Source organism: Erwinia sp. HDF1-3R (assembly GCF_039621855.1).
GTDB lineage: Bacteria > Pseudomonadota > Gammaproteobacteria > Enterobacterales > Enterobacteriaceae > Erwinia.
In genome coordinates, this window is record NZ_CP155071.1 from 4,565,056 (window position 1) to 4,591,402 (window position 26,347).

At 51.0% G+C, this 26,347-nt stretch carries 24 protein-coding genes; 8 read left to right on the forward strand and 16 right to left on the reverse strand.

Features of this window, described 5'->3' with window-relative positions; translation table 11 throughout:
- The first annotated feature begins 33 nt into the window (after nt 1-33).
- The 5 genes from gorA (at nt 34) to AAGR22_RS20830 (ending at nt 5,591) form a co-directional block, all read left to right on the forward strand.
- Complete coding sequence (gorA, locus tag AAGR22_RS20810) at nt 34-1,386, forward strand: glutathione-disulfide reductase (protein ID WP_345829397.1); 1,353 nt, start codon at nt 34-36, stop codon at nt 1,384-1,386.
- Between the two features lie 520 nt (nt 1,387-1,906).
- Complete coding sequence (locus tag AAGR22_RS20815; RefSeq protein ID WP_345829398.1) at nt 1,907-2,845, forward strand: siderophore ABC transporter substrate-binding protein; 939 nt, start codon at nt 1,907-1,909, stop codon at nt 2,843-2,845.
- Nucleotides 2,846-2,855: 10 nt separating this feature from the next.
- Nucleotides 2,856-3,812 (forward strand): iron chelate uptake ABC transporter family permease subunit, encoded by a 957-nt coding sequence (locus AAGR22_RS20820; RefSeq protein ID WP_067700147.1) that lies wholly within the window; start codon nt 2,856-2,858, stop codon nt 3,810-3,812.
- Between the two features lie 97 nt (nt 3,813-3,909).
- Entirely contained in the window at nt 3,910-4,806 is an 897-nt protein-coding gene (locus tag AAGR22_RS20825; protein WP_345831635.1) for an iron chelate uptake ABC transporter family permease subunit, read from the forward strand.
- On the forward strand, nt 4,803-5,591 hold the full coding sequence (locus AAGR22_RS20830; RefSeq protein ID WP_345829399.1) for an ATP-binding cassette domain-containing protein: 789 nt from the start codon (nt 4,803-4,805) through the stop codon (nt 5,589-5,591). Before AAGR22_RS20825 ends, AAGR22_RS20830 begins: the two co-directional genes overlap by 4 nt.
- 67 nt (nt 5,592-5,658) lie before the next feature.
- Here AAGR22_RS20830 and AAGR22_RS20835 read toward each other — a convergent pair whose 3' ends face one another.
- The 3 genes from AAGR22_RS20835 to AAGR22_RS20845 form a co-directional block, all read right to left on the reverse strand.
- The gene (locus tag AAGR22_RS20835) at nt 5,659-6,555 is read right to left on the reverse strand and encodes an alpha/beta hydrolase (RefSeq protein WP_067700155.1); all 897 of its coding nucleotides are present in this window, start codon (nt 6,553-6,555) and stop codon (nt 5,659-5,661) included.
- 141 nt (nt 6,556-6,696) lie between these two features.
- On the reverse strand, nt 6,697-7,203 hold the full coding sequence (locus AAGR22_RS20840) for a TIGR00645 family protein (RefSeq protein WP_067700158.1): 507 nt from the start codon (nt 7,201-7,203) through the stop codon (nt 6,697-6,699).
- Nucleotides 7,204-7,284: 81 nt separating this feature from the next.
- A complete protein-coding gene (locus AAGR22_RS20845; protein WP_082804042.1) occupies nt 7,285-7,617 on the reverse strand; it encodes a helix-turn-helix domain-containing protein in 333 nt (110 codons plus the stop codon).
- Nucleotides 7,618-7,842: 225 nt separating this feature from the next.
- Here AAGR22_RS20845 and AAGR22_RS20850 point away from each other — a divergent pair, with 225 nt between their 5' ends.
- The 3 genes from AAGR22_RS20850 to AAGR22_RS20860 all read left to right on the forward strand — a co-directional run bounded on the left by AAGR22_RS20850 (nt 7,843) and on the right by AAGR22_RS20860 (nt 12,186).
- On the forward strand, nt 7,843-8,742 hold the full coding sequence (locus AAGR22_RS20850) for a LysR family transcriptional regulator (RefSeq protein WP_073980911.1): 900 nt from the start codon (nt 7,843-7,845) through the stop codon (nt 8,740-8,742).
- Nucleotides 8,743-8,918: 176 nt separating this feature from the next.
- The gene (locus AAGR22_RS20855; protein WP_067700163.1) at nt 8,919-10,043 is read left to right on the forward strand and encodes a GNAT family N-acetyltransferase; all 1,125 of its coding nucleotides are present in this window, start codon (nt 8,919-8,921) and stop codon (nt 10,041-10,043) included.
- Between the two features lie 241 nt (nt 10,044-10,284).
- Nucleotides 10,285-12,186, forward strand: a complete 1,902-nt coding sequence (locus AAGR22_RS20860; protein WP_345829400.1) for a hypothetical protein — start codon at nt 10,285-10,287, stop codon at nt 12,184-12,186.
- 95 nt (nt 12,187-12,281) lie between these two features.
- Here AAGR22_RS20860 and AAGR22_RS20865 read toward each other — a convergent pair whose 3' ends face one another.
- From AAGR22_RS20865 to sctE, 13 genes are all read right to left on the reverse strand, one after another.
- Complete coding sequence (locus AAGR22_RS20865; RefSeq protein WP_345829401.1) at nt 12,282-12,857, reverse strand: hypothetical protein; 576 nt, start codon at nt 12,855-12,857, stop codon at nt 12,282-12,284.
- Entirely contained in the window at nt 12,832-13,029 is a 198-nt protein-coding gene (locus AAGR22_RS20870; protein WP_345829402.1) for a hypothetical protein, read from the reverse strand. The genes AAGR22_RS20865 and AAGR22_RS20870 overlap by 26 nt, the downstream gene beginning before the upstream one ends.
- A complete protein-coding gene (locus AAGR22_RS20875; RefSeq protein ID WP_345829403.1) occupies nt 13,016-13,747 on the reverse strand; it encodes a hypothetical protein in 732 nt (243 codons plus the stop codon). The genes AAGR22_RS20870 and AAGR22_RS20875 overlap by 14 nt, the downstream gene beginning before the upstream one ends.
- Nucleotides 13,731-14,270 carry a hypothetical protein gene (locus tag AAGR22_RS20880; protein ID WP_345829404.1) on the reverse strand — a complete coding sequence of 180 codons (540 nt, stop codon included), beginning with the start codon at nt 14,268-14,270 and terminating at the stop codon, nt 13,731-13,733. Before AAGR22_RS20880 ends, AAGR22_RS20875 begins: the two co-directional genes overlap by 17 nt.
- Nucleotides 14,260-15,135 carry an EscJ/YscJ/HrcJ family type III secretion inner membrane ring protein gene (locus tag AAGR22_RS20885; protein WP_345829405.1) on the reverse strand — a complete coding sequence of 292 codons (876 nt, stop codon included), beginning with the start codon at nt 15,133-15,135 and terminating at the stop codon, nt 14,260-14,262. Before AAGR22_RS20885 ends, AAGR22_RS20880 begins: the two co-directional genes overlap by 11 nt.
- A gap of 2 nt (nt 15,136-15,137) precedes the next feature.
- A complete protein-coding gene (gene sctI / locus AAGR22_RS20890) occupies nt 15,138-15,440 on the reverse strand; it encodes a type III secretion system inner rod subunit SctI (RefSeq protein WP_345829406.1) in 303 nt (100 codons plus the stop codon).
- A gap of 20 nt (nt 15,441-15,460) precedes the next feature.
- Nucleotides 15,461-15,700 (reverse strand): type III secretion system needle complex protein, encoded by a 240-nt coding sequence (locus AAGR22_RS20895; protein WP_345831636.1) that lies wholly within the window; start codon nt 15,698-15,700, stop codon nt 15,461-15,463.
- A gap of 28 nt (nt 15,701-15,728) precedes the next feature.
- Nucleotides 15,729-16,940 carry a PrgH/EprH family type III secretion apparatus protein gene (locus AAGR22_RS20900; RefSeq protein WP_345829407.1) on the reverse strand — a complete coding sequence of 404 codons (1,212 nt, stop codon included), beginning with the start codon at nt 16,938-16,940 and terminating at the stop codon, nt 15,729-15,731.
- 248 nt (nt 16,941-17,188) lie between these two features.
- Nucleotides 17,189-17,491, reverse strand: coding sequence for a phosphopantetheine-binding protein (locus tag AAGR22_RS20905; protein WP_345829408.1), 303 nt, complete (start codon nt 17,489-17,491; stop codon nt 17,189-17,191).
- Nucleotides 17,492-17,503: 12 nt separating this feature from the next.
- Nucleotides 17,504-20,875 (reverse strand): hypothetical protein, encoded by a 3,372-nt coding sequence (locus tag AAGR22_RS20910; RefSeq protein ID WP_345829409.1) that lies wholly within the window; start codon nt 20,873-20,875, stop codon nt 17,504-17,506.
- Between the two features lie 1,253 nt (nt 20,876-22,128).
- On the reverse strand, nt 22,129-23,217 hold the full coding sequence (locus AAGR22_RS20915; protein WP_345829410.1) for an IpaD/SipD/SspD family type III secretion system needle tip protein: 1,089 nt from the start codon (nt 23,215-23,217) through the stop codon (nt 22,129-22,131).
- 66 nt (nt 23,218-23,283) lie between these two features.
- On the reverse strand, nt 23,284-24,381 hold the full coding sequence (locus AAGR22_RS20920; protein WP_345829411.1) for a hypothetical protein: 1,098 nt from the start codon (nt 24,379-24,381) through the stop codon (nt 23,284-23,286).
- Nucleotides 24,382-24,404: 23 nt separating this feature from the next.
- Nucleotides 24,405-26,345 carry a type III secretion system translocon subunit SctE gene (gene sctE / locus AAGR22_RS20925; protein WP_345829412.1) on the reverse strand — a complete coding sequence of 647 codons (1,941 nt, stop codon included), beginning with the start codon at nt 26,343-26,345 and terminating at the stop codon, nt 24,405-24,407.
- Nucleotides 26,346-26,347 lie beyond the last annotated feature (2 nt).

Here is a 26,347-nt window from a genome sequence, read left to right on the forward strand (position 1 = left end):
CTATTACTTTCACTGACTTATGGGACACTCTCGATGACCAAACATTATGACTATCTAGCCATCGGTGGCGGCAGCGGCGGGATCGCCTCAATTAACCGCGCGGCCATGTACGGGCAGAAGTGCGCGTTAATCGAAGCCAAAGCGCTGGGCGGCACCTGCGTCAACGTTGGCTGTGTCCCGAAGAAAGTGATGTGGCATGCCGCGCAGATTGCTGAAGCCATTCACCTTTACGGTCCCGACTACGGTTTCGATACCACTGTTAACCATTTTGACTGGTCCGTGCTGGTAAAAAACCGCAGTGCCTATATTGATCGTATCCACACGTCGTATGATAACGTGCTGGGCAAAAACAACGTCGATGTGATTAAGGGCTTTGCCCGTTTCATCGACGCTCATACCGTTGAAGTGAATGGTGAAAGAATTACCGCAGACCATATCCTGATCGCCACCGGTGGTCGTCCGAGCCTGCCTTCCATTCCTGGCGCAGAGTATGGCATTGATTCCGACGGTTTCTTTGAGCTGGATGCGCTGCCGAAGCGCACGGCCGTTGTCGGGGCAGGCTATATCGCCGTGGAAATTGCAGGCGTGGTTAATGCGCTGGGTTCAGAAACGCACCTGTTTGTCCGTAAGCATGCGCCGCTGCGCACCTTCGATCCGCTGATTGTCGATACCCTGGTTGAGGTGATGAACGCCGAAGGCCCGGCGCTGCACACGGATTCCACGCCGAAAGCGATCGTTAAAAACGCTGACGGTAGCCTGACGCTCCAGCTTGAAAACGGTAAAGAGCAAACTGTTGACTGCCTGGTGTGGGCGATTGGTCGCGAGCCGGCTACCGATAATCTGAACCTGAACGTTACCGGCGTTGAGCTGAACGAGAAAGGCTATATCAACGTTGATAAATATCAGAATACCAACGTGCCTGGCATTTACGCGGTGGGTGACAACACCGGCGCAGTAGAGCTGACGCCGGTCGCCGTCGCGGCAGGCCGTCGCCTTTCCGAGCGCCTGTTCAACAACAAGCCGGAAGAGCATCTGGATTACAGCAACGTGCCTACCGTGGTATTCAGCCATCCGCCGATCGGCACCGTTGGCCTGAGCGAGCCACAGGCGCGTGAGAAATACGGCGACAACGAAGTGAAGGTCTACAAATCGTCCTTTACCGCCATGTACACCGCCGTGACCCAGCACCGTCAGCCGTGCCGCATGAAGCTGGTCTGCGTTGGCAGGGAAGAGAAAATCGTCGGTATTCACGGTATCGGCTACGGTATGGACGAGATGCTACAGGGCTTTGCGGTCGCACTGAAAATGGGTGCCACTAAGCAGGACTTCGATAACACCGTAGCGATCCACCCGACCGGCGCTGAAGAGTTTGTCACCATGCGCTAACGGCGCGGTGAACACACCCCTAAAGCCAGCGTTTGCTGGCTTTTTTTTGTCTGTTATTCCCCCTCCCGGTCTCCCCTCTCAATGCAAAAAACAGCCCCGTCGGCGGCGGCTTCACCTAACGCGTCAGAGTTCGCGGGTTAAGTCATCTCTGCCACGCGTTAGCTTCCTGTGAGCCTATTCAACGCCTGTGCCTGACGACTGGCACCGTTCCCTCCGTCAGGCATCAACCCGGTGACCTGACTCAAAATCCATAATCCCTCCACGATTGGGTAAAAAACAGACTCTTTTTCATCTGACTTCCCTGCTTTCCCTTCTCCATCAAGCCGCTGCGACAGGACAGAACTTTACATTCTGCTTTCTCTGACCGGAAATTTTACCCACTCCAGCAAAAGCTGCCCGAACGTCCTTTTTAACGCTGTTTATTTTCTGCCCCAGCCGCGTATGATGCCCCTGCTGGAAATGCGAATGAGTTACATTTACTTCGCTGCTATTGGTGTTCACTTTCAGGAGAGAAAGGGTCATGAAATTACCTCAGTCGTTTGTTTCGTCACTGGTTTTTGTTGGACTGTTAATCGGTGGTGGTTTTGGTTCTGTTGCTACCGCCCAGCAATCCGACACGTTGAGCATTGAACATGCTCAGGGAACCACGGTGGTGCCGCTTAATCCCAAAAAGGTCATTATCCTCAACCCGTCTACGCTCGATATCGCCGATGCGCTGGATATTCCCGTCGCAGGCGTACCCAAAACCAATTCCCATCTGCCGGAATTTCTCAAAAAGTATCAGGGCGCAGCCTGGCTGAATGCCGGTACGCTGTTTGAGCCGGATTATGAAGCTTTAAGTCATGCCAGCCCCGATATTATCTTTGCCGGGGGTCGCGCACGCGATGCCCGGGATAAACTCAGCGAAATAGCGCCGGTCGTGTCGCTGGAGATCGATCCCGCCCACTTTATCGCCAGCCTTTCACAACGCACCCACCAGCTGGCCTCGATATTTGGTAAGCAGGCGCAGGCGGAAACTCTGCTGGCGGCCTTTACTGCCAAAGCGGAGACGATTAGAGCTAAATCAGCCAGCGCGGGCAGCGCTATGGTGATTATGGTTAACGGCGGAAAAATGTCCGCCTATACGCCCGGCTCGCGCTTCGGCTTTATTTACGATGCGCTGGGCTTTGCCCCTGCGGTTAACCTCCAGAAAACAGGTACACACGGCAGCATCGTGTCGTCTGAATTTATTTTGCATGCCAATCCTGACTGGCTGTTTGTGCTGGACCGCGACAGCGCAACGGGCAGCAAGACGGGCGCGGCGGCGCAACAGGTGCTGGATAATCCGCTGATCCGCAAAACCTCAGCGTGGCAGAAGGGGCATGTCGTTTATCTCGACTCCGCGTCGCTGTATATCGCAGGAGGCCTGCAAAGCTATAGCAGACTTATGGACAGTATCAATAGCGCACTAAGCCCTTAACCCCTAACCTATGACGCGTAATATTTTTGTCGGGCTGGCCGTCATGCTTGCCCTGATGGCAGGTAGCCTGTGCGTTGGCCCGGGAGACGTTACCCTTAGCGGCCTGTGGACCAATGCGGAGATGCGGGAAATTGCCCTTATCAGTCGGGTTCCGCGCACGCTGGCGCTGGTGCTGGCGGGCTGTGCGATGAGCGTGGCAGGGCTGATTATGCAGATGCTGACGCAGAATCGCTTTGTCGAGCCTACCCTCGCTGGCACCACGCAGTCGGCCAGCCTTGGCCTGCTGCTGGTGACCCTGATCAGCCCGTCAGCCCCGGTCATCACCAAAATGGCGGTCTCCACACTGTTTGCCCTGGCAGGCACCCTGCTTTTTATGCTGCTTATCCAGCGGATGCGCATCCGATCCGCCCTGCTGGTTCCGCTGTCCGGCATGATGCTGGGTGCCGTGTTTAGCGCGATAACCACCTTCCTGGCGATGCAGTTCGATCTGCTCCAGTCGCTGGGCGGCTGGGCCTCGGGTGATTTTTCTGGCGTAATGCAGGGCCGCTATGAGCTGCTGTGGAGCGTGGGAGGGCTGACGCTGCTGGCGATGCTGATTGCAGACCGTTTCACCCTCGCCGGCATGGGGCGGGATTTCTCCGTCAACAGTGGCCTGAATTACCCCCGGGTGATGCTGACCGGCATGACAATTATTGCGCTGGTCTGCGGCGTGGTGGTGGTGGTCATTGGCGTACTGCCCTTCGTGGGGCTGATCGTCCCGAATATCGTCAGCATGGCAATGGGCGATAATCTTCGCCGCAGCCTGCCGTGGGTGGCGATGTGCGGCGGTGGGCTGGTGGTTCTGTGCGATATCGCAGGTCGGCTGATCGGCTACCCCTTTGAAGTCCCCGCCAGCGCAATGCTTGGCGTAGTGGGTGCGGTCGTTTTTCTCACCCTGCTGCTGAGGAAAAAACGCCATGTCCGTTAATACGCGCCCCACCCGCCCCGTTCTGCCACCGGCCAGCGGGCGTTTCGCCACTCCGGTAAGACGCCTGCTGCTGCTGACCGTGCTGGCGCTGGGGGTAATGATTATCTATATGACCCTCAACCTGAGCGGCAACCTGCGCTATATCCTGCTGCATCGTGGGCAGGTTCTGGCGACCCTGCTGCTGGTCGCCTTTGCCTCGGGCGTCGCCACGCTGCTGTTTCAGACGGTCACCCATAACCGCATCCTTACGCCGTCCATTATGGGTATGGAGTCGCTGTTTATCCTGATACAGACGCTGGCCGTCTTTTTTATTGACGCTGACGCCCTGCGCTCGCTGGGCACTGTCGGGAAATTTGTCTGCGAGTCGCTGCTGCTGGTGATTTTCTCGATGCTGCTTTATCGCTGGCTGTTTGCCAGCGTCGGGGTGGATCTGCACCGGGTCCTGCTGGCCGGGCTGGTATTTGGCACGCTGTTTAACAGCCTTTCCGGCCTGATGCAGCGCCTGCTCTCACCCGGTGAGTTTGCCATCCTCCAGGGGAGGATGTTTGCCACCTTTACCCGCGCCGCCCCCGAGGTACTGGCGCTGGCCGCTGCGGTTATTTTGGTGATCACGCTGATTATCTGGCGAATGCGGCACCAGCTTGACGTACTGGCGCTGGGGCGCGACGCCGCCATCAGCCTTGGCGTCTGCTGGCGGCAGAAAACCCTGGTGCTGCTGATACTGATCGCCGTACTGGTGGCGATATCCACCGCGCTGGTTGGGCCGTTGACCTTTTTTGGACTGCTGGTGGCCAATCTGACCTGGCAGCTTGCTGGCTCACACCGGCATCAGTATCTGCTGCCGGTAGTGGTACTGACGGGGATCGTGACGCTGGTCGGGGGGCAGCTAATTCTGGAGCGCCTGCTGCATATGTCCGGCACCCTGTCGGTGGTGATTGAATTCACCGGCGGTGGACTGTTTCTTTACCTGCTGATTAAAAAGGTGTCGTTATGATTGAAATTCGCGATGTGACAAAAACATATCAGCAGACGCGGGTGCTAAAGCAGATCAGCGAAACGCTGTCCGAAGGCGGGATCACCGCGATCATTGGCGCTAACGGCGCGGGAAAATCCACGCTGCTGTCGGTTATCAGCCGCCTGCTCACGCCCGATGCCGGCAGCGTTAGCATTGACGGTCAGGTGGTGGGTAAAAAATCCAGCAGCGAACTGGCGAAGGTGCTGTCGATCCTGCGCCAGGAAAATCACCCGATGGGCCGTCTGACGGTCAGCGACCTGGTCGGCTTTGGCCGCTATCCGCATTCACGCGGGCGCCTGACGGCAGAGGATCGTCAGCATATCGAGCGTGCACTGGCCTTTCTGAATCTGCATCCTCTGCGCGATCGCTACCTTGATGAGCTCTCTGGTGGCCAGCGGCAGCGCGCCTTTGTGGCCATGGTTCTCTGTCAGGATACGAAATACGTGCTGCTTGATGAGCCGTTAAACAACCTGGATATTCGGCACAGCGTGGCGATGATGAACGAACTGCGTCGCGCGGCGGATGAATTACAAAAAACAGTCCTGCTGGTTATTCATGATATTAATTTTGCCTCCGCCTATGCGGACCACATTATTGCCATGAAGGAGGGCGAAATTATCCGGCGCGGCAGCCCGCAGCAGATGATGACGGCGGAAAATCTTGAGGCCATATTCGACACGCCGGTAACCGTTGAACGGCTCAACGGGCACTATGTCGCCCTTTATTACCGCAGCATGGATCCGGCACGGCCAGACGTTGCCTGACCAGGTTCGACAGACTACTGATAAATAACCCGGATGGGGAAGGTAGATAAATCCGTCTTCAGCGGTATTAACGCCGCGAGGCCAGCCAGACCGCGTAAGCTTCATCCCAGATAGCGGCAGGTGAACCCGCCCTGCCCAAACCAAACCCGTGGCCGCCCCGGGTAATATTAATCTGCTCGACGGAGACGCCCATCCGTCGGCAGGTATCGTGCATGATCACCGTGTTGTGCGGGTTGGAGATCGGATCGTCCTCTGCCTGGGCCAAAAAGGTCGGGGGATAGCGATGGGTCACATAGTTTTCCACCGACCAGTTGGCCTCTTCATTTCTCGACGCGTTTTTTCCCACCAGCTGAAGATGCGTATTGGTGTGGGTGTAGGGTGGCTCAAGGGTGATAACGGGATAAATTAACCCCACGCTGTCCACCACCGGTACGACGCTGTCAAGGGGGTCCTGAGGCGGGTAGGAGGCAAAGTCGGGGCGCGCGGCGGCCAGACCCAGCAGATGACCACCGGCCGAGAAGCCCAGAAGATGCACCTTCTTTTCCATTGATCGCACCAGCCGGATTGCCCGCTGCGCGTCCTGCAAGGGCGCATAGCTCCCGGCCCGCCATTTTTCACCCGGCAGGCGATAGCTCAGTACATAGGCGGTATAGCCGCGGGCATTTAGCCAGCGCGCCACCGGCCAGGCTTCACCGCCCATGCCTATCCAGCGATAGCCGCCACCTGCGGCAATTAGCACCGCCGATCCGTTTGGCTCTGCGGGCTGGAAGCGCTGAATGGCCGGGCTGACGATATTTGACCAGGAGCCGTTAACCGAAACGTGCAGGTTGCCGCTGGGGCCGCCACCGCCAGGGGGATCGTCGGGCCAGAGAGGAATAATATCCTCCCGCGCGAAGATTTTACCGGTGGTCATCGCAAGCAATACGGCGCCGGAGGCCTGGATCAACCGACGACGACTAATCATCTGACATTCCCGTCATTCTCAGTAACAAAGAGGATTCAAGCGCAATTACCGCTATTTATGCGATTTCCCCCCGGGGATCAAGCAATATCCATCATCAGGGGGAAAAAACAGCACGGCCCGCAGGTCACCGGGCAGAGAGGATCAGTGAGTGGAGCTCTTTTCCCGGCGCGACATGCCGTCGAGATAGCCCATCACAAAAGCGGAAAGGACGAAGGTCAGGTGAATCAGCACGTACCACATGAGCTTGTTATCAGGGATATTTTTCGCATCCATAAACACCCTCAGCAGGTGAATGGATGAGATCGCGACAATGGATGCCGCCACTTTATTTTTCAGCGAGCCGGAGTCCATCTTACCCAGCCAGCTCAGCTTCTCTTTATGTTCGGCGATATCTAATCTGGAAACAAAGTTTTCGTAGCCGGACAGCATCACCATCACCAGCAGGCCGCCCACCAGCGTCAGGTCAATCATCGACAGCAGTACCAGCACCAGATCGTTTTCGGCCATCGCCAGCACGTTGGGGAGCAGGTGAAAAACCTCCTGGAAGAACTTAATGGCCAGCGCCAGCAGTCCCAGTGAGAGGCCTAAATAAATGGGCGCCAGCAGCCAGCGCGAAGCATAAATAAGGTTTTCAGTGAAACGTTCCATAGCATTCCGTAAGCGTAGTAGATCGGCCAACAGTATACGTTATCTTTTCCCGTTATGGTTCACCGCGCGCGAAGGTCGGACTCAGTGAAATTCGCGGTACTGATTGCGATAGTCTCTGGGGGTCACGTTAAAGTGCTTTTTGAACACGCGCTGAAAGCACTGCTGGGAGGAAAAGCCCAGATCCATGGAAATGGTCATAATGGTTTTATGCGAACTGACCAGGCTTTTTGCCGCCTGATCCAACCTGCGGCAGCGGATAAACGAGCCCAGGGTCATGCCTTTTTTCTCTTTAAACGCGCGCTGCAAATGCCATTTTGAGTAACCTGAACGGGCCGCGACGGCTTCGATATTGAGCCCGTCATCGAGGTGATCTTCGATCCAGTCAATAATTACGTCTACAATTTCGCCTTTCACTTGCTCTCTCCTTCGGCGGCCATCCTGCATATGACGCCGCCGTTCCCGCAGGGGGAATAACGATGATAATTATAGTTTATTGATTTATAAGAGGTATCATTTGATATGCCTGAAAGATCGGCGGCAAATCGAAATGTAATGGCGTGGATGGTATAAAGAAGCTTAAAATAGTTCAAATAGATAATATAAATGTCCATTTATAGATAATCTCTATACAGGTTAATCATGTTCGATCTCAATTTGGTGCGCGTCTTTACGGCTATCTATGAAACCCGCAGCGTGAGCGGGGCGGCAAACCGACTATATATTACTCAACCCTCGGCCAGTTACGCGCTGGCAAAGCTGCGGGATGAGACCAATGATGAGCTGTTTAAGCGCAGCCGCAGCGGCATGGAGCCGACGCCCACGGCAGTTCAGCTGTATAAGGTGTTCAAGAGATCCCTGACCGGCATTGATAAAGCCGTGGCGGAAACGCGTACCTTTTCTCCGGAAACCTCGCGGCATAAATTTCGCCTGGCGCTGTCGGACTTAGGGGAACTGCTGCTGCTGCCGAAGCTGGTAGCCTGGCTGCGGCAGGCGGCTCCGAATATCCAGCTGGAGGTGTTACCGGTGGATATGGAGCGTCTGGATGAGTGGCTGCTGACCGGCCGTATTGATGCCGCGCTGTGCAGCCGCAATGAATCCGTCTCTTCTGCCCAGCGCGAACTGATGCTCTACGAGCGCTACGTCTGCCTGCTGAATATCCATCATCCCAGCATTGGCGAGACGCTGTCGCTGGAGGAGTACCTGGACGCACAGCACGTGATTGTGTCAGCGACCAGCGGGCATCATATTGTCGAGGACCGGCTAAAAGAGTTTGGCTTTGAGCGTGAGATTGCGGTGGAAGTGCCGCATTTTGCTGCCCTTGGCGAACTTATCGCCTCCAGCGAGCTGCTGGTTACCCTGCCCTCCAGCGCCGCTAAAATTTATGCCCGTCGGGGCAATGGACGCATTCTTGAACTGCCCTTTCAGGTGCCTAATCAGGAGGTTTTCCTTTATGGTCATACCGAAATCGGCGATATCACCGCTAAAACCTGGTTTTATGATGTGTTAAGGATTACCGGGCCTGGGATGATTGAACCCTGACGGAGGCGTGAGCCTGATAAGGCGGCCGTATGATTTGTGCAAAAAGGCGTCTTAACCTAGACTCATTGCGGTTTCCATACCGAATCTACCCCGGCTAAAAAGCTTATCTGAGCACGCCTGAAGATAATCCGCGTCAGGTCGCCGCCGCCAACCCGCCGTAAACAGGAAGCGCACCGATGTCACTGACTCTTTTGACGCAGCTGGCCGATTTTCCCGCCAGCCAGTGGGATGCCCTCACTCCGGACGCGAGTCCCTTTACTCGTCACGCTTTTCTCAGCACGCTGGAAGAGAGTGGTTGTCTGGGTAAAGGCACCGGCTGGCAGCCGGAACACCTGCTGTGGAGTGAAAAGGGTCAGGCGCTGGCCGCCGTGCCCGGCTACCGAAAAGCGCACTCCCGAGGCGAATACGTGTTTGATCACGCCTGGGCAGATGCCTGCCAGCGCGCCGGAATACCCTATTATCCTAAATGGCTGGCCGCCGTCCCCTTTAGCCCGGTCACGGGCGGCCGACTGCTTGGTGAGGCAGCGGCCGGAAAGAAACTGTTGCAGGCGATCCCGGACTTCCTGCATCAGCAGCAGCGATACAGCGCCCATATCAACTTTAGCGACGCGCACACCCACGCGATTATGCAGGACGAACCGGGCTGGCTGCTGCGCCTCGGCTGCCAGTATCACTGGCGTAACCCGGGATACCGGGATTTTCAGGACTTTCTCGACCAGCTCATGTCACGCAAGCGCAAGCAGATCCGTCGTGAACGCGAACGCGTTGCCAGCCAGGGTTTCGACTTTAGCTGGCTGGCGGGTCACCAGCTCAGCGAGACACACTGGGATTTTGTTTATACCTGCTATGCCAATACCTATGCGGTACGGGGACAGCGCCCTTACCTGACCCGACACTTCTTTAGCCTGCTGGCGGAAAGGATGCCTGAGGCCATCCGCGTGGTACTGGCAACCCGGCATGGCCAGGCGGTGGCGATGGCATTCAGCCTTATTGACGGTTCATCGCTCTATGGTCGCTACTGGGGATGCCTGGAAGAGTTTAACCACCTGCATTTTGAAACCTGTTTCTATCAGGGGATGGAGTACGCCATTGCGCAGGGCCTGTCACGCTTTGACGCCGGTGCGCAGGGTGAGCACAAGCTGGTACGGGGCTTTGAGCCGGTTATCACCGAATCCTGGCACCTGCTGCGCCATGAAGGCCTGCATGACGCGGTGGCTGACTTTTTGCAGCAGGAGCGAGAAGGCGTCCACGCGTGGGCGGAAGAAGCCCGGCTGGCTTTACCCTTCCACCGTCCAGCTTAAAATATATTCCCTTCGTATCAAATATAATAGCCAGGTTATTTTACTCACCTCGTGCGCAAGCATTATTTAACGTACATACTCAAATCAGGTTAGCTTTTCCGCCGCTCTAAAATAAACATCCCGGGAAAATAAAACCGACAACAGCCTTTATATTTCAATAAAAAATAATTAAATATCAGAAATTAAAACCAGCAGCCACGGGAAGCTTCGCGAGCCTGCGCTTTACAACGAGGGTAATACTATGACGCCTGAGCGAAAAAACAGTCGCGTAAAAAAACTGCCGGTGCGCGCAGCCCAGCCCGACAATAAGCTGCAGGTGCTTGATCAGAGCGGCAAGGCTATCGAATTCGGCAAAGTCGTTCTGGAACTGGCTTCATTAAAAGGGGGGGATGGCGGTGTATTAACGACTGTTGCAGACATCGCTGCACTGCGCGCCCTTGAACCTCGCTCCCCGGCAGAAATTGTGGTGGTGCTGGAATATGCGAAAGGTAGCAACAACGGTGGCGGGGTATTTGTTTACGACGTCAGCGACACCACCAGCAAAGAGGATTATGGTTTAACCATTGTCAGCCCGAAAGGGGCGCGCTGGAAACGATCGATCAACGACCAAAATGACGTTAACGTCATCGCCTTTGGTGCCATACCGGGTGGAAAAGCTGACTGTCTGGAGGCAGTAAAACGCATGTGGTCCTGGTCACAGGCTAACAACCCGAATATTGGCATTAAGTTTCCTGCTGGCACTTTTTTAATTTCCCGCTTCGATATTTCAGACAAAGAGGTTAACCGTTTCAGGCTGGTCGGCGAACATGTCAACTCCGGTTATTACCCTGCCACGAAACTTATTTCAGATAAAAAAAATGGCGAGGTGATGTTCAGGGTTAATGCACGCTATATGGTGATTTCCGGCCTGGAGATTGATGGTCAGAGCAGCAACGGTTCACCGAATACGAAAGGTTTTTATAAAAATATTATTACAGCGGGTCAGTTTGTTCGCGTCACCAGCGTTAACTTCGTTAATCTTGGTGGTCGCGGGCTGGACCTGATCGATACGCTTGATTGTAAAATCGATCAGTGGTTTGCAAAAAAATGCAGCGGCACGGTGATTTATGCCACCTGGTCTAATAATCCCAGCGGTAAGTGGGATCATATTACCGCCATTGAACTGTCAAACTTCAATATCCAGTACTGCACCACCAACCCGGCAATCGATCTTCAGCGTGCGGCCCAGTCGCTAATTTGGAACGGCTGGATTGAGCATACCGATTATCCCGGTAATATTTCCAACGGCCACTGGAGCCTGTACGCGCTGAATATCGAGACATGCAAAAACCCGCTGGCATGTCACTACAGCCGCGTTGTCAATATCCAGTTCAACCAGCAAAACGGTGAGGGCCTGGATTTTTCAGAAAAGGGCGATCGCTGGGCTTTAATCTCAGAATACGAAATGGGCGACGTGCGGATTGAGAATCACGGCATCAGCGTTAATGGTTCGGTTAACTACCAGTATCTTACCTCACCCGACAGAATGGATAACCGCTCTGATAAAGAGAAATGGTTCGACCTGGGGGAATTCTTCCTGTCGCAAAACACCGCCCAGCTGCATATCCGCATTGTGGGCTCTGCCTTCTACAGCAGCGCGGGCACCACTCAGAAAGGCTACACCGAACGTACCGCAGAGGGCGGCGCGGATATTTATCTGCAAAAAATCGGCGATAAGAACTATATCGGCAGCTGGGTCGGTGAAGGGTCCGTGCCGGTGACGCGCGTATTGTTACAGCCCGGGAGCAGCGGCGAGAAAATCAAAATGTATGTCAAAATCGCCAAATATACCGGCTACTGTATCGCGCTGATGGACACCAATGCCTTCGACCGCTATGCCGCAGGTATCCACTTTCGCTTTTATAAGGCGTATACCCCCGCTACGGCAGCCGAGATTAAGCAGCTGGATGCTGCGGCTGATAACTGTTTTCATCAGCACTGGCTGGGCAGGGACAGGGTCGGGATCGGTTTTAACAATGACGATGAACTGCTCATACTGGGCAAGCTGGCCAACATGAGTGCCTTTGATAGCGCCACGCAGTGCCTGCAGGTGCTGGTAAACGGAAAAACCTATGGGCTGGAGCTGAAGCCGCTGAAAAGCTGAGTGCGCTCCGGCAGTTTACTACGGGGCAGGATCCTGCCCCAGGTGGCCGCCTGCTGGTAGAGGATAGGGTCTCTGTGAGACTGTTCGATATCATCCTATTTTGGACATTCCATATAACTGTTCACCGTATCAGCCCAGTTTACACTACCAGAAAACGCAGGACTGTCAGGGGCGGCGGAAGGATCGACGAGCATATAATCTGGCTGATAACCCGGTGCACCAATGCCCTTCACCTTCAGGCAAAGCGCGCTCTTTTTTTGTGAATCCTTCATGCCCAGCTGAATCTGTTCCCAAAGCCTATTCTTTTGTACATCATCAAGTTGATTAATACTTTCTGTCAGGAGACGCCCATGCATTGAGCGTGCATACTGAGTATTTACCCGCATAGCATCATACCAGGTATAACTCCCTGCCAGCGCGTAAAAGAATACCGCATTATCGAAAACACCTGCATTAACGCATTCGTTCATTGCCTGATAAAGGGCCTTCGGATAAACAGGTGGGCTATTCGGCACTTTATTATTACAAAATTCGCCCTTGATCCCTTGAGACCCTGTCACAGTATTTACCTTAGTCATTGTCATTGACTGACAACCGGTCATCAACACACAGAATGACAAAGTCACCACTAATCTAAGAGAGGATCTACCATTCAATATTTTGGTCATCATTCACTCCATCGGATAAAAGGATTTTCTGCTTCCATTCTTCATACATCAACGTAAAACCAAAGCTTGGCTCTGACATTTTCCTGGACAAAATTTCATCAAGTGAGTGAATATCCTCTGCACAAGAGGTGCTGGAAATAGACTCCATGCTACCAATAGAATTAATTGCTTCCATCCGTTAAGCCTTCCCATGTATTTTCGGTAAAGTTATTTACTTTATCAACCGGCTGGTAGTAAAGCGCAATCCGTTGATGCAAACCTTGAATAGCCTCAGCGGAGATTTTTTGACTGTCGTAATAAAAATCGCGGTTATCCATTAATGATTTAACAGTAGAAGCGATATACTCTTCAGGATAGAACTCGGCCAGATGTTCTTTATACTTAAAGACAAATCGAGGTTCCTGATGATACTGAAAAACAACGCTACCCTGGTGCTTATTTTTAATAGCCTCCGTGAGGTTAACTTTGAATCTCCGGTTGGCATACGGCATAAGAATATATAAAGGCAAATCGTCATTCTTCTTATCTAACGTATCAATCCATTCATCGACTATTTTAAGCAACACGTTTTCTTGATCAAACAATTCTGTCAGTAATTTTTTGATGTCACTCTCTACTTTTAGATAAAGTTCCTCAGCATATTGAACACTGTTATCGATGTATTGGCAGACTGAATCTACGGACATCAGTAATCCGCGTTCGTAGCCTGTACGATACGACTCTTTACGGATACTTTCGCTTTCACGAACTGCATCTTTGACTATTTTTCTAGCCCTGGACTCCGCCCTGGCGATAATGTCATCACTTTCCCTCATTTTCTTTAAAAATGAGCCAGGCACCAGGACACTTTCCAACGCTTTATGGAAAATAATATCATTAGTTTCGGCTTGCATGTTGAATGGCCATTCTTATCAGTAATTCATTTTCATCTGATGGAAAAAAAGGCGGCATGTTATCCTGATATACCCTGGGAAACAAAAGAGGGATTCTTTCTTTCATTACCTTTGATACAGGACCACAGAATGCCAATAGCTCCTGGCATGCAACCGCCCAAAGCTGGTCGAATGTGAACCTGTCGCTCAGCTCGTCCCTGGAGTCCGTTATATCAGCCAGTGCAAATTGCCGCGTTATATTATCAAGCATAATAAAATTTCCATACCAGGCGAGACTTGACCGATGACGCTGGCATATAGCCATAAAAGCTGCTCTCGATAGTAAATCCCAGTGCTTAGCGAGATAGTGCTCCTTACTATTACTCAGCGCCAGCTGTCCGGTTGAGAGCTTATACTTGCTTAAGATAATATCATTCAAAATACTGCGGCATCTGACAGAGGCTAATTTTTCCGGCACTGAGAATCGTTGTGGATGGATCCATGAGATAGGATCGTACACAATCTTATTCACGTTAACGTGCATTATCACTACCCTTCACATTTCCTTTAGCGCTAAGATCCTCAGAAACGCTGGCTAATGAGTTTTTATCCTCTGGCATCTCTCTTTTCAGCGTCTCTTTTCTGCTGAAAAAATTTCCCTTCTTAAAACCATGGCGGTTTTTTAATGTTGTTGCCAGAGAATGGTTACTCCTCTTTACAAATAACATAAAAAACATCAACAAACCCAGTGTTAATAGCCCGCCAATAAGTAGCCATGATGTACTGGTAGGAGAGCTTGCCGGTGATGCGAGGGGTGGAATACGCTGAACATTATCCACCTTTGAAAGCACCACAGAGATATTGTCATAATCTATGTCGTCAAAGCTATTTTTTAAGAAACGCTTAACATCGCCAATTAAAAGAGTCGTATCGACGATACGATTATCGTAGTTAAGTAATGATGATAAATGAACCGGCTTCTTTTTCCTTTCGCCCTCGCCCGCGTCAAAATCATAGCTAACATGGACGCGCGCCGAGACGACTCCCTGGATAGCCAGCAAGGACTGTGCAAGTCGCTGTTCTATACCAGAGTAAAGACGCGCTTTTTCCGCACGCGGTGATGAAACCAGTGAATCGGCTGGAAACATTTGTGCTATTTCCATATTAGGCTGACGGGGTAGCCCATAGGTAGCCATAAGATCCACGGCGGCGGCAAAATCTCGGGGTTCGACCGAAACGCTAAAGCCTTCCTTTAGAGCCCCCTTCTTCATCGCCAGAATGTTATTACGCTGTAATAGCGCAATAACGTCGTTTGCCTGGCTTTGATCAAGGCCTTTCAATAACTCGTCCTGCTTACACCCGGTAAGGAGGAGGACGGTTAGTGGCAATACTAGATGAATTTTTTTCATTATCAGGAGCGCAGTAAAGTCTCTACAGCACTGACACCTTTACGAGTTAATGTACTAATCATGGATACCTGCAGATTATAATCTGAGGTTCTTTGTTGCAGCTTGAATAATTCAGCTGGATCGGAGGTGACTCTACCCATCTGCAATCTGTTGATGACATCTGCCTGTTCCGCCTGAGCCTCCGATGCAGTTCTGGCATAGGCCTGAATCATACGCTCTTCCAGCGACATCGGTGACGGATCGGACATAGTAATATCGGATGTCTGACCAGAGAACGCCTGAATTGAGTTAATTAGAATACTCATAATATATCCGTAAAAAGTGGTTATCGGAAGTTGGTGATAATAGCGGACGCAACGTCCTTATACACTTTCACAACGTTAGACTGCGCATTACGATAAAGTGTATATTCCGACAAGCGGGATTGATATTTAGCAAGATACTCAGGGTTAGAGGGATCGCTCTTAAGGTGCTCCAGTGCCGCACTCAGCTCTTCATTAAGATTAGTCACACCGGTATCGAAATCGCCGGACATAGCGGATAAAAAACCGTCCCAGCCTTCCATAATTTCATCAATTCTTGAAACGCTCATGTTATAAATCCTTTTGTATGTTTCGTGGGAAATACCAGTGTCCGGGCGCGAGTTTTACATAGCCTTGCTCCCCGTACTTATATGACTTACCTTTCAGCCAGTCATTTTTGAGTTCCAGGGCAAACTGTATATATTCGCCACCCCAGGTTTGATAATATTGCGTAATGAAGCTTTTCAACCGGTCCAGTTCCCCATCCTCGATAGCTCCCCGAATAACGAAAGTGGTACTGCTGCCATTGTCGATTTCAGTAAACAGCAAAGCCATTTTCTTTAACCCTTCAACCGCCAGCATTTTAACTTTCTTATCAGATAAATTTTCAATAGCTATGCTGCTTGAATAAGGAATGTCTTTCAACATTGCACTAATTAAACGGCTTTTTTCTGATTCATTTAGCCGGGTGCGTTCAGCACTAATTTGCACAACAGGACGTTGTGGCTCATCCAGTATAACGCGATGAAATTTAACCTGTGGCCAGTTACTTCCTATCCATTTACTAATACGCTGCTCTTCTGCCTTAAGTGTCAGTACCTGCATCTGATAAGATTGGGGGGTACGAACTATGGTCTGAAGAGCCCATTGAGCTGCCATATCAGTGATTGCCAGGACATAGATTTTTTTGTCTTTCCCGTAAACAATATGGTAATTCCCGATGCCGCTTTCCAGAAAAGTAGAGACAGAGCTGATTTGGCGTTGAGTCTCGGTGAGGTAAGTATAGCCTGCAAATGAAATGCATCCGACAATGCCTACTACCATCGCTCTTTTCAACCACACTGACCTGGGACGCTTTACCTCTTCACCTTGTGTGACAAATGATGGCATAGTCTCCTCAGTGTTGTCCGCCAGCACTTCATCAGAAAAGGGGACAGCTTCAGGACGCCAGGCAATTCTTTGCCCACCAATAGTTATGATTTCATTAGAGATAATAGCCCTTTCCGGCGTTTTTTCTTCCCCCAGCTCCCGCAATATAACCTGCTGGTCAGCCTGAGCAGGCACCAAAATCTCAAAGTTAGAATCATTATCTTTTGCCGGTATATAAATAGTACTGTCGGGTAAAATCGTTCCTTGATGTTGCTGCCGAATAGTACTGTCATCACTAACAATAAATAAGGTCTTACCTGATGCCAGTGTGAACTCACATCCACGTAGCATACCGTTTATCAACCTCACTACTATGTTATTAGTAAGCTTGAGGTTTTCTTTTTCCTGTGACATAACTAAACGCATACCCTTGTTATCAAGGATGAATACAATGATCCATCAGACCTGAAGTCAGAATATAGGACTCAATGAAGAAGATCCTGATTAAATTATGATGAACATATGGTCCCGTTTTTTCTGCATTTCTCATCAGTATGGTTAGATATATAAAGGGATGTTTGAGACAAACATGACATTGCATCTTGCTGCCCCATAAACTCCTTAGTTATAAAAAATTATAAAGAAACCTGCATCCTATTACATTAGTTAATCACTTTTCTGCACATCAATTCATTAACAATTCGATACAAATCCTTAACATACTCTGTGTCAGTCAGATATTCTTCCTTATACTCAATTTCAAATTTCCCCTCTAAAGCCAGCACAAGATCCAGCAAGGCGAGTGAATCAGCGAGCAAGTCATAACAAAGGTGCTTATCAGGTAGAATTTCGGACAGTGGGTGATTAAGCGTCGTAGCGACAACGTCATTAATTGTATGAATTAATTCTTTATTAGCTTCCATAACATCCTTTTTATCGCCCTCCACCTTACTGATGGAGGGCATCTCCGTTATTTCTTATTTATATTTACTGAAATGAGATGGACCATTAAAAAGTGGCTGAGCCGTGGAAGATCCGCGGCTTCCTATATACCCCTTAATTTCCTGTTGGAGGTGAGTGCGCTTACCCCATTTATCCAGACCAGTCGCAGATGAATCAAGATTGATCTTAACTTCCGCTGCCGGATTAATATCAAGCTTTTTATTCACCCTGTCTGACTGCACTTGCTTTACTGGGCTGGCGGGCTGGCGTAAGCCTTTCACAAAGTCATGTACCGGGTTGTCACCTGCCGAACCGCCTGCGCGATTAACGACGTCGAAACCATTACCGTCTTTGCTGGCCGCCTTACCTGACGGAATACCGTTCTGGCGCAGGCCCCCTTGCGCCGATGCAAATGATGAATGCCTCATGCCCTGGAAAGTCGTGCCGAAACGGTTCAGGCTCGGCACGTGTGGACCGGGTTGTTCCAGCAGATCTTTGCTCACGCCGGACAACACAGAGCTGGCCTGCGCTGAACCCACGCCGCCCACAAAGCCCCGTACCCGTCCGCCCGTCCGGTTACCCGGTGGGGAAACCCGGCCGCCACTGCTGTCGGCCCCGCGTGTGGCACCATTATCCGTTCCGGTACCGGCATCATTCCTCGACACGGACCGCCCTGCGGTCGGCCTGTCGGTCTGGGAACCCTGTCCTGCGGTGTTATTTTTGTCCGCTGAAGCACCCGGCGTCGCCGGCCCGTTCACGCCGTCACCACCCCGGGGATCTGCAGCACTGCTTACTACGCTCCGCCTGCTGCCGGACCTGTCTGACGGGTTACTCTGTACCGGACTGCCCGTCCGGTTACCCGGTGGGGAAACCCGGCCGCCACTGCGGTCGGCCCCGCGTGTGGCGCCATTATCCGTTCCGGTACCGGTATCATTCCTCGACACGGACCGCCCTGCGGTCGGCCTGTCGGTCTGGGAACCCTGTCCTGCGGTGTTATTTTTGTCCGCTGAAGCACCCGGCGTCGCCGGCCCGTTCACGCCGTCACCACCCCGGGGATCTGCAGCACTGCTTACTACGCTCCGCCTGCTGCCGGACCTGTCTGACGGGTTACTCTGTACCGGACTGCCCGTCCGGTTACCCGGTTGAGATGATGAATGCCTCATGCCCTGGAAAGTCGTGCCGAAACGGTTCAGGATCGGCACGTGTGACCCGGGTTGTTCCAGCAGATCTTTGCTCACACCGGACAACACAGAGCTGGCCTGCGCTGAACCCACGCCGCCCACAAAGCCCCGTACCCGTCCGCCCGCCCGGTTACCCGGTGGGGAAACCCGGCCGCCACTGCGGTCGGCCCCGCGTGTGGCACCATTATCCGTTCCGGTACCGGCATCATTCCTCGACACGGACCGCCCTGCGGTCGGCCTGTCGGTCTGGGAACCCTGTCCTGCGGTGTTATTTTTGTCCGCTGAAGCACCCGGCGTCGCCGGCCCGTTCACGCCGTCACCACCCCGGGGATCTGCAGCACTGCTTACTACGCTCCGCCTGCTGCCGGACCTGTCTGACGGGTTACTCTGTACCGGACTGCCCGCCCGGTTACCCGGTTGAGATGATGAATGCCTCATGCCCTGGAAAGTCGTGCCGAAACGGTTCAGGATCGGCACGTGTGACCCGGGTTGTTCCAGCAGATCTTTGCTCACACCGGACAACACAGAGCTGGCCTGCGCTGAACCCACGCCGCCCACAAAGCCCCGTCCCCGTCCGCCCGCCCGGTTACCCGGCGGGGAAGCCGGTGGGGAAGCCGGTGGGGAAGCCGGATCGTCACTGCTGTCGGCCCCGCCTGTGGCACCATTATCCATTCCGGTACCGGCATCATTCCTCGGCACGGACCGCCCTGCGGTCGGCCGGTCGGTCTGGGAACCCTGTTCTGCCGTGTTATTTTTGTCCGCTGAAGCACCCGGCGTCGCCGGCCCGTTCACGCCGTCATCACCCCGGGGATCTGCATCACTGCCTACGCTCCGCCTGCTGCCGGACCGGCCTGGCGGATTACCCCGTCCCCGTCCGCCCGCCCGGTTACCCGGTGGGGAAGCCGGTTGGGAAGCCGGATCGTCACTGCTGTCGGCCCCGCCTGTGGCACCATTATCCGTTCCGGTACCGGCATCATTCCTCGGCACGGACCGCCCTGCGGTCGGCCGGTCGGTCTGGGAACCCTGTTCTGCCGTGTTATTTTTGTCCGCTGAAGCACCCGGCGTCGCCGGCCCGTTCACGCCGTCATCACCCCGGGGATCTGCATCACTGCCTACGCTCCGCCTGCTGCCGGACCGGCCTGGCGGGTTACCCCGTCCCCGTCCGCCCGCCCGGTTACCCGGTGGGGAAGCCGGTGGGGAAGCCGGATAGTCACTGCTGTCGACCCCGTCTGTGGCGCCATTATCCGTTCCGGTACCGGCATCATTCCTCGGCACGGACCGCCCTGCAGTCGGCCTGTCGGTCTGGGAACCCTGTCCTGCGGTGTTATTTTTGTCCGCTGAAGCACCCGGCGTCGCCGGCCCGTTCACGCCGTCATCATCCCGGGGATCTGCAGCACTGCCTACGCTCCGCCTGCTGCCGGACCGGCCTGGCGGGTTACCCCGTCCCCGTCCGCCCGCCCGGTTACCCGGTGGGGAAGCCGGTGGGGAAGCCGGATCGTCACTGCTGTCGACCCCGTCTGTGGCGCCATTATCCGTTCCGGTACCGGCATCATTCCTCGGCACGGACCGCCCTGCGGTCGGCCTGTCGGTCTGGGAACCCTGTTCTGCCGTGTTATTTTTGTCCGCTGAAGCACCCGGCGTCGCCGGCCCGTTCACGCCGTCATCACCCCGGGGATCTGCAGCACTGCCTACGCTCCGCCTGCTGCCGGACCGGCCTGGCGGATTACCCCGTCCCCGTCCGCCCGCCCGGTTACCCGGTGGGGAAGCCGGTTGGGAAGCCGGATCGTCACTGCTGTCGGCCCCGCCTGTGGCACCATTATCCGTTCCGGTACCGGCATCATTCCTCGGCACGGACCGCCCTGCGGTCGGCCTGTCGGTCTGGGAACCCTGTTCTGCCGTGTTATTTTTGTCCGCTGAAGCACCCGGCGTCGCCGGCCCGTTCACGCCGTCATCACCCCGGGGATCTGCAGCACTGCCTACGCTCCGCCTGCTGCCGGACCGGCCTGGCGGGTTACCCCGTCCGCCCGCCCGGTTACCCGGTGGGGAAGCCGGTTGGGAAGCCGGATCGTCACTGCTGTCGGCCCCGTCTGTGGCGCTATTATCCGTTCCGGTACCGGCATCATTCCTCGGCACGGGCCGCCCTGCGGTCGGCCTGTCGGTCTGGGAACCCTGTCCTGCGGTGTTATTTTTGTCCGCTGAAGGACCCGGCGTCGCCGGCCCGTTCACGCCGTCACCACCCCGGGGATCTGCAGCACTGCCTACGCTCCGCCTGCTGCCGGACCGGCCTGGCGGATTACCCGGTGGGGAAACCGGATCGCCACTGCTGTCGGCCCCGCCTGTGGCGTCTTTATTCGCGTCTTTAGGATTCGTATTATTATTAAATATATTTAAGTTAGTAACAGGCGCAAAATTAATGTGAATAGTCGGCGACTGTGAGGAATTACTGGGGGAAGTTTCTGGTGGGCCCTCAGTATTTGCTTCTGCTGGGTCCTCAGTATTTGCTGTAGGTGAGACAGGGTCTACACCATTTTTCACGTACGCTTTTAGTAAATCCAGGGCAAGAATTTCATGTCCAAATCTTGTTTGCATCGCTTCAAAAGGATCCAAATTTGATTGATGCGTTTGATCCCACATTGCTTGATGCTGAGCATACGATGGTCGAAATATTTTATCGATGACATCATTTTTTTGCAATTCAACTGGTAAAAATGAGGCTGCATAGGCTGAAATAACTTCTGCGATCTCCTTATTAAAAGTGACATTACTACCCGTAGCGCCCATACTCAATGCACTAAGTTCGTTACAGATTTTTTGAAAACTTTTTAATTCAGCCTTGCCGTTGCCATTAGACTTCATTGATCCTGCAGCATAAGAGTTTGGACCAAGACCGTCAGTCGCGATAATTTTTATAAATTTATTAGAAAGATCATCAAGGGCTTTTAATGATTTAGTATCACTGACTGGGGTGCCATCCTTAATCTCTTTACGTATAATTAAAAAGAATTCGAAACGTTTACGCGCTGATTCACTTTGATCCCCATCTTTATCATATCTGTTGAAAGCCTTCTCAACGTCTGACTTATTTTTACTACTATCATTACGGAAATCTTCTCTTGCAATATTTAATTTTTTAGCGTAAAAAGTGAGAGAGGAAGGAAATGTCTGCCAGCATTCTTCATTGCTGTTTGAAGTGCTCTTAGATTCTTCCGCTACGTGCGAAGATTTTGTCTGATCCCGGCCCTGAACATTTGAAAAGTTTTTTGTCTGATTTGTTATATTCTTCACGTAATCTAATATGTGTTCGCTCAAACCATTCTGATTGACATTTGAAGCGGCAGATGATTTATTAATTGTGGACGTATTTTTTACACCATTTAAATCCTTACTTAGTTTAGAAGAATTAGCCCCAGATTGTTGGACTCCTGGATTTAGTACTCTTGTCGATGCGTTAGCTATTATTGGCATTTACCCCTCCCCTATTAAATATTAAAGAACGACTTATCAGATTCCAATAAAGATGAAATAGTACCACTCAACACCTTGACTAAATTATCAAAGGTGGAGTTAGCGTTAGAATATTTTTGCGTCAGGGTCTGCATTGCAGTTTGTATACTGTCTTTTTGCATATCAAAACCACTTTGCCAGGCAGCCCATTGAGCAGAATTGCACTTCATGTCCTGCCATGAACTACCATAACCTGGCAACGTCTTTTTTATATTTTCCAAAGGTAACACATCGATGTGAACAATATAACTTCCATCTGCAAGTCGTGTAACACATTTATCGGGGTCAAGACCCATTTCTTTTGCCCATGACTCACATTCTTCTTTATCACCACCAGTCACTGCGTTGCCGCTTTGTACAGGATATAAAGTTGTTGCGGAAGAAGGCACTTTATACTTATTGATTAATTTATCAAGTTCTGCTGCGAAGGCTGCAGTACTTAAAATTGTTTTATCGCCATCCGCTTTGATGAACTGGCTAAGCTTAGACATGAAATCAGAAAAATCACTATAAAACTGAGAATTTTTCTCAACTGCCTGCTGGAAGACATCAATATAATCTTCTCCCATGGACCCGATAGAATCAGCTACGGAATCACATATTTCCCAACTTGAAGATGGACCGTGCCGTTCTGCCTTTACCATAGAACCGAAACTTTCGAGCAGATATATTGGATCGCTCGATTCACCCGGCACAGATCGAACAGGATTAAAATTTCGTAAGTTCTGACCAAAGCTAAGCACATCTGTAGAGGTAGTCACAGGTTGACTAGTTTTCGGCGTATGTAATGAATAAGATGATGAGGCATAGGAATTTCTTTCTTTAATTAAGGACTTAACCACGGCTATTTGTACTTCTCTTTGTTGTTCTTCCAGAGCAATACGCGCCATGATAGAGTCAAAGTCTTTGTAATTTTTATTCTCCAGAGATGTACGTGCCATATCTCTGCGAGGAGCAGTTCCTAATAGGATTTCTGGCTCTTTATTTGATGTAGCATTTTTTTTGGCTGATGATTCTGCTAAAACGGCATGAATTGAAGAAGAGGATGCGTGCTGAATTCTCATGATTTTTTTCTCGAAAAAAGCCTCCAGCATAAGCAGGAGGCTATCTTAATAGGAAAGGTGAGGAGACTATCCTTTGAGGTTATTAGCCATTACGCTAACGGTATTGGCGTTATTTTGACTTACCTGCAAGATAATATCCATTAGCATTGCTTTGAACTCTCGTGAAATTTGCGTACGGCGATCGCCAGAATCTTTAGCGGCTTGATAGATACCTTCATCTGCTTTAGCAAGCGAGGCTTTAGATTCAGCCTCAGCTTTTTTAACTTGACCATTAGCAGCAGCAAGCGCGGCACCATTCTGCCCAATCTGATTCACCGCCATCCCCTGTTGGAAAAGCTTATCCGCATCCTGCGTTCGAAGTTGATATTGAAGGTTCTGAGCTGCAGCATCAAATTCCAAATTCTTAGGAGTGGCTTTAAGAATTGCTGGATCTGATGGAAGTGCATCACCAACATTATTCAATTTGGTTGGAACAGTCTGACGGTCTAACGTTGCCGCGTGACGTTTAAGCGTATTTGCTTTTTCCGCATGTACTGTAATCGCGGCATTCTTCTGCACTGAAGCCTTCATCTGCATACCCGTTGAAACGCCGGTAGCGACCATACCCGCAGAGGCCTGTGTGATTACCATATTCCTGCCATCACGGCCAGCCTGAACAGTATTTCTGGCACTGTTCTCCCCCTGGGCTCGGGCCATTAAATTATTTGCATTAGTCTGAGCAGCCATACTCTGTGTATTTTTTAGCTCGGCCTCGACAATAACTTGCAAGATCGCGGCCAGTCTTCCGGTGAAACCACCAGCCAGCGATGAAATATCGAATTTGCTTTTTGTTGACAATTCTTTCACCCCATTCAGAATAGTCTCACTGATTTGATTACTTCTTTGCTGGGGCAGATTTGCGAATGCGGGTAGTAACTGTGACAGTTGTTTATCCAGTGAATCTGGATCTGCTACTATCATAGCTTTACGAAGTCCGGGAACCTCACCATTTGACAAGCTTTTAGTTGTAGCATTCTCTTCAGCCGTATTAACAAAAGAATCGACATTCTCTTTAGAAACTTTAAGAACATCCTTTCTGGATATTTCCGCTACGGCTCCAAACTTACTGCTCAGAACGTGAAGATTTGAGTTGTTGCTAACGGTATTATAAGATAAATCAGCCATGCTAAATTCCCTCTTAGTTAAAACTACGCTTTTATATTTTGCACAATGAAACGATTCGTAGAAGCATTAACCTGTAAGCTATTAGTAAGTTGTTGCCCCACTGATTGGATGAGCTTGTGATCTTGTCGAAAGCGGGAAAATATTGTAGACAATAAATCGCGTAGAATTTTAGTATCACTATTAGCAAGCTGAAATTGCGCTAACGCTTTAGATGCTTCGAGTTGGATATTAGCAATATTAATATTCATGCCGGACTGAATAATAACATTTGAGCCTTCCACTCCAGCGCGAAGCATATTAATATGATTTATATTAATCTTAGCCAAATTGTGCATTACTGCTGAATCGGTACTTTTCAAGAAAACAGTCATATTTTTGCTAACCTGTGCAGAAATCTTATCCATTTTTTTCGAAATCTGCGAGGTAAGCTTATTAAGCTGTTTTACAGCCGCTTTCCCCATGTTGCTCAGTACAGCACCACCTTTACTTACCGCATTTCTAACGATTTTCGGGATGACTTTTTTTATAACTTGCACAATAGCTTTTTTTATTGCTTGCATCACGGCAGAGGTCATTGCTTTGGACATTTTATCGATTATGAATTTCGCTGCGCTTTTAGCAAGCATCGCAATAGCCACAATAGCTCCAATCGCAGCCGCTGCCGTCACGATGGTATGAATAGTGTCCATCATATTCGCGCCGGTAGCCTTATCAATGGCCTTCAACAGTTGCCCAATTGGGGTGAAATCAAAGATTTTTGTAACTATATCCCCAATTAAATCCATCAGAGGCATGAGAATATGCTGCATCAATGGGTTCATAATCATTCCGGTTAGAGATTCCCCGGTAATGGCTTCAATAATAGGGTCAGCGATCATTAATCCAATGCCAATTGCCATTAAAGCCGGTCCGCCTCCGCCGAATACTGTACATATCGCTCCCAGAGCGATTGCAAGACCGCCAAGAATTTTACCAATACAACCGGCCATTTTTTGCGCTTCTTCAGCCTTACGAACCTGTTCTTCGTACTCATCAGATTTACGCTTCATTTCGGCCTGACGGGCTTTCATCTGAATACGGTTCATCTCAAGATCGCTTTGCAATTTATCCGCAGAAGATTCATCCATTTTCATGATGAATTCGGTTAGCAGCATGATCATAATTGAAGTGCGAGTCATTGCCTTTTCCGATTGCTCTATTGCATTACTCACCGGAATTGCAGCAGGTATAATAATATCCCCATACTCTTTATTCATCTCAGCAGTTTTAGCACTAATAACATTCAGAATCTTTTGTGCGGCTTCAAGCGCTTGCTTAGTTTTATTTTTTGCAGAATTTAGAGTAGTCATAGCCTCAGCCAGGGTTTTAGACGCTATTGCTACCCCTTTTTTAGCATTCGCGATATCTTCAGAACTGGCTTCGCTGTCACTCTGAATGTTACTAAGATTTTTCTTAGCTTCACTCAGCTTTTTCTCAGCGTTACTCCATTGCGTATAAGCACCATTTTCTTCTTCTTGTGCTGTGTTTATATTTTCTTCATATACATCAAACTCTTTATGCAGGCTATCCAGATATTCTGACATTTCCTGAGCTTTCTGGATTCTCGCCTCTGACTGTGCTAAAAATAATGATAGAGCCGTAGCGAGCTTATTACTATCCATATTATTGCTAAGTGACTGGTAGCGAGCCATCACCAATAGAACCTGAGCCTTATTCGTTAAGCGCTTATCTGAAGACCTAAGAACTGGCTGTTCATTATCATCCTCAATACTGCGATCGTAATCCTCAGAAATGGTTTTCGCTAACGCCTCCAGTTTCTTTTCCTGAGCTTTAATGTGTAATTTTACCCCCTCTGAAGGCGAAATATGCGTTTTATTAATCACCATTCTGTCAAGTAGAGAAGCCGAGGTCGGGGTCGGGAATTCATTGGCCAGGCCGGCCTTTTTAGAAAAGCTCACGTCCATTT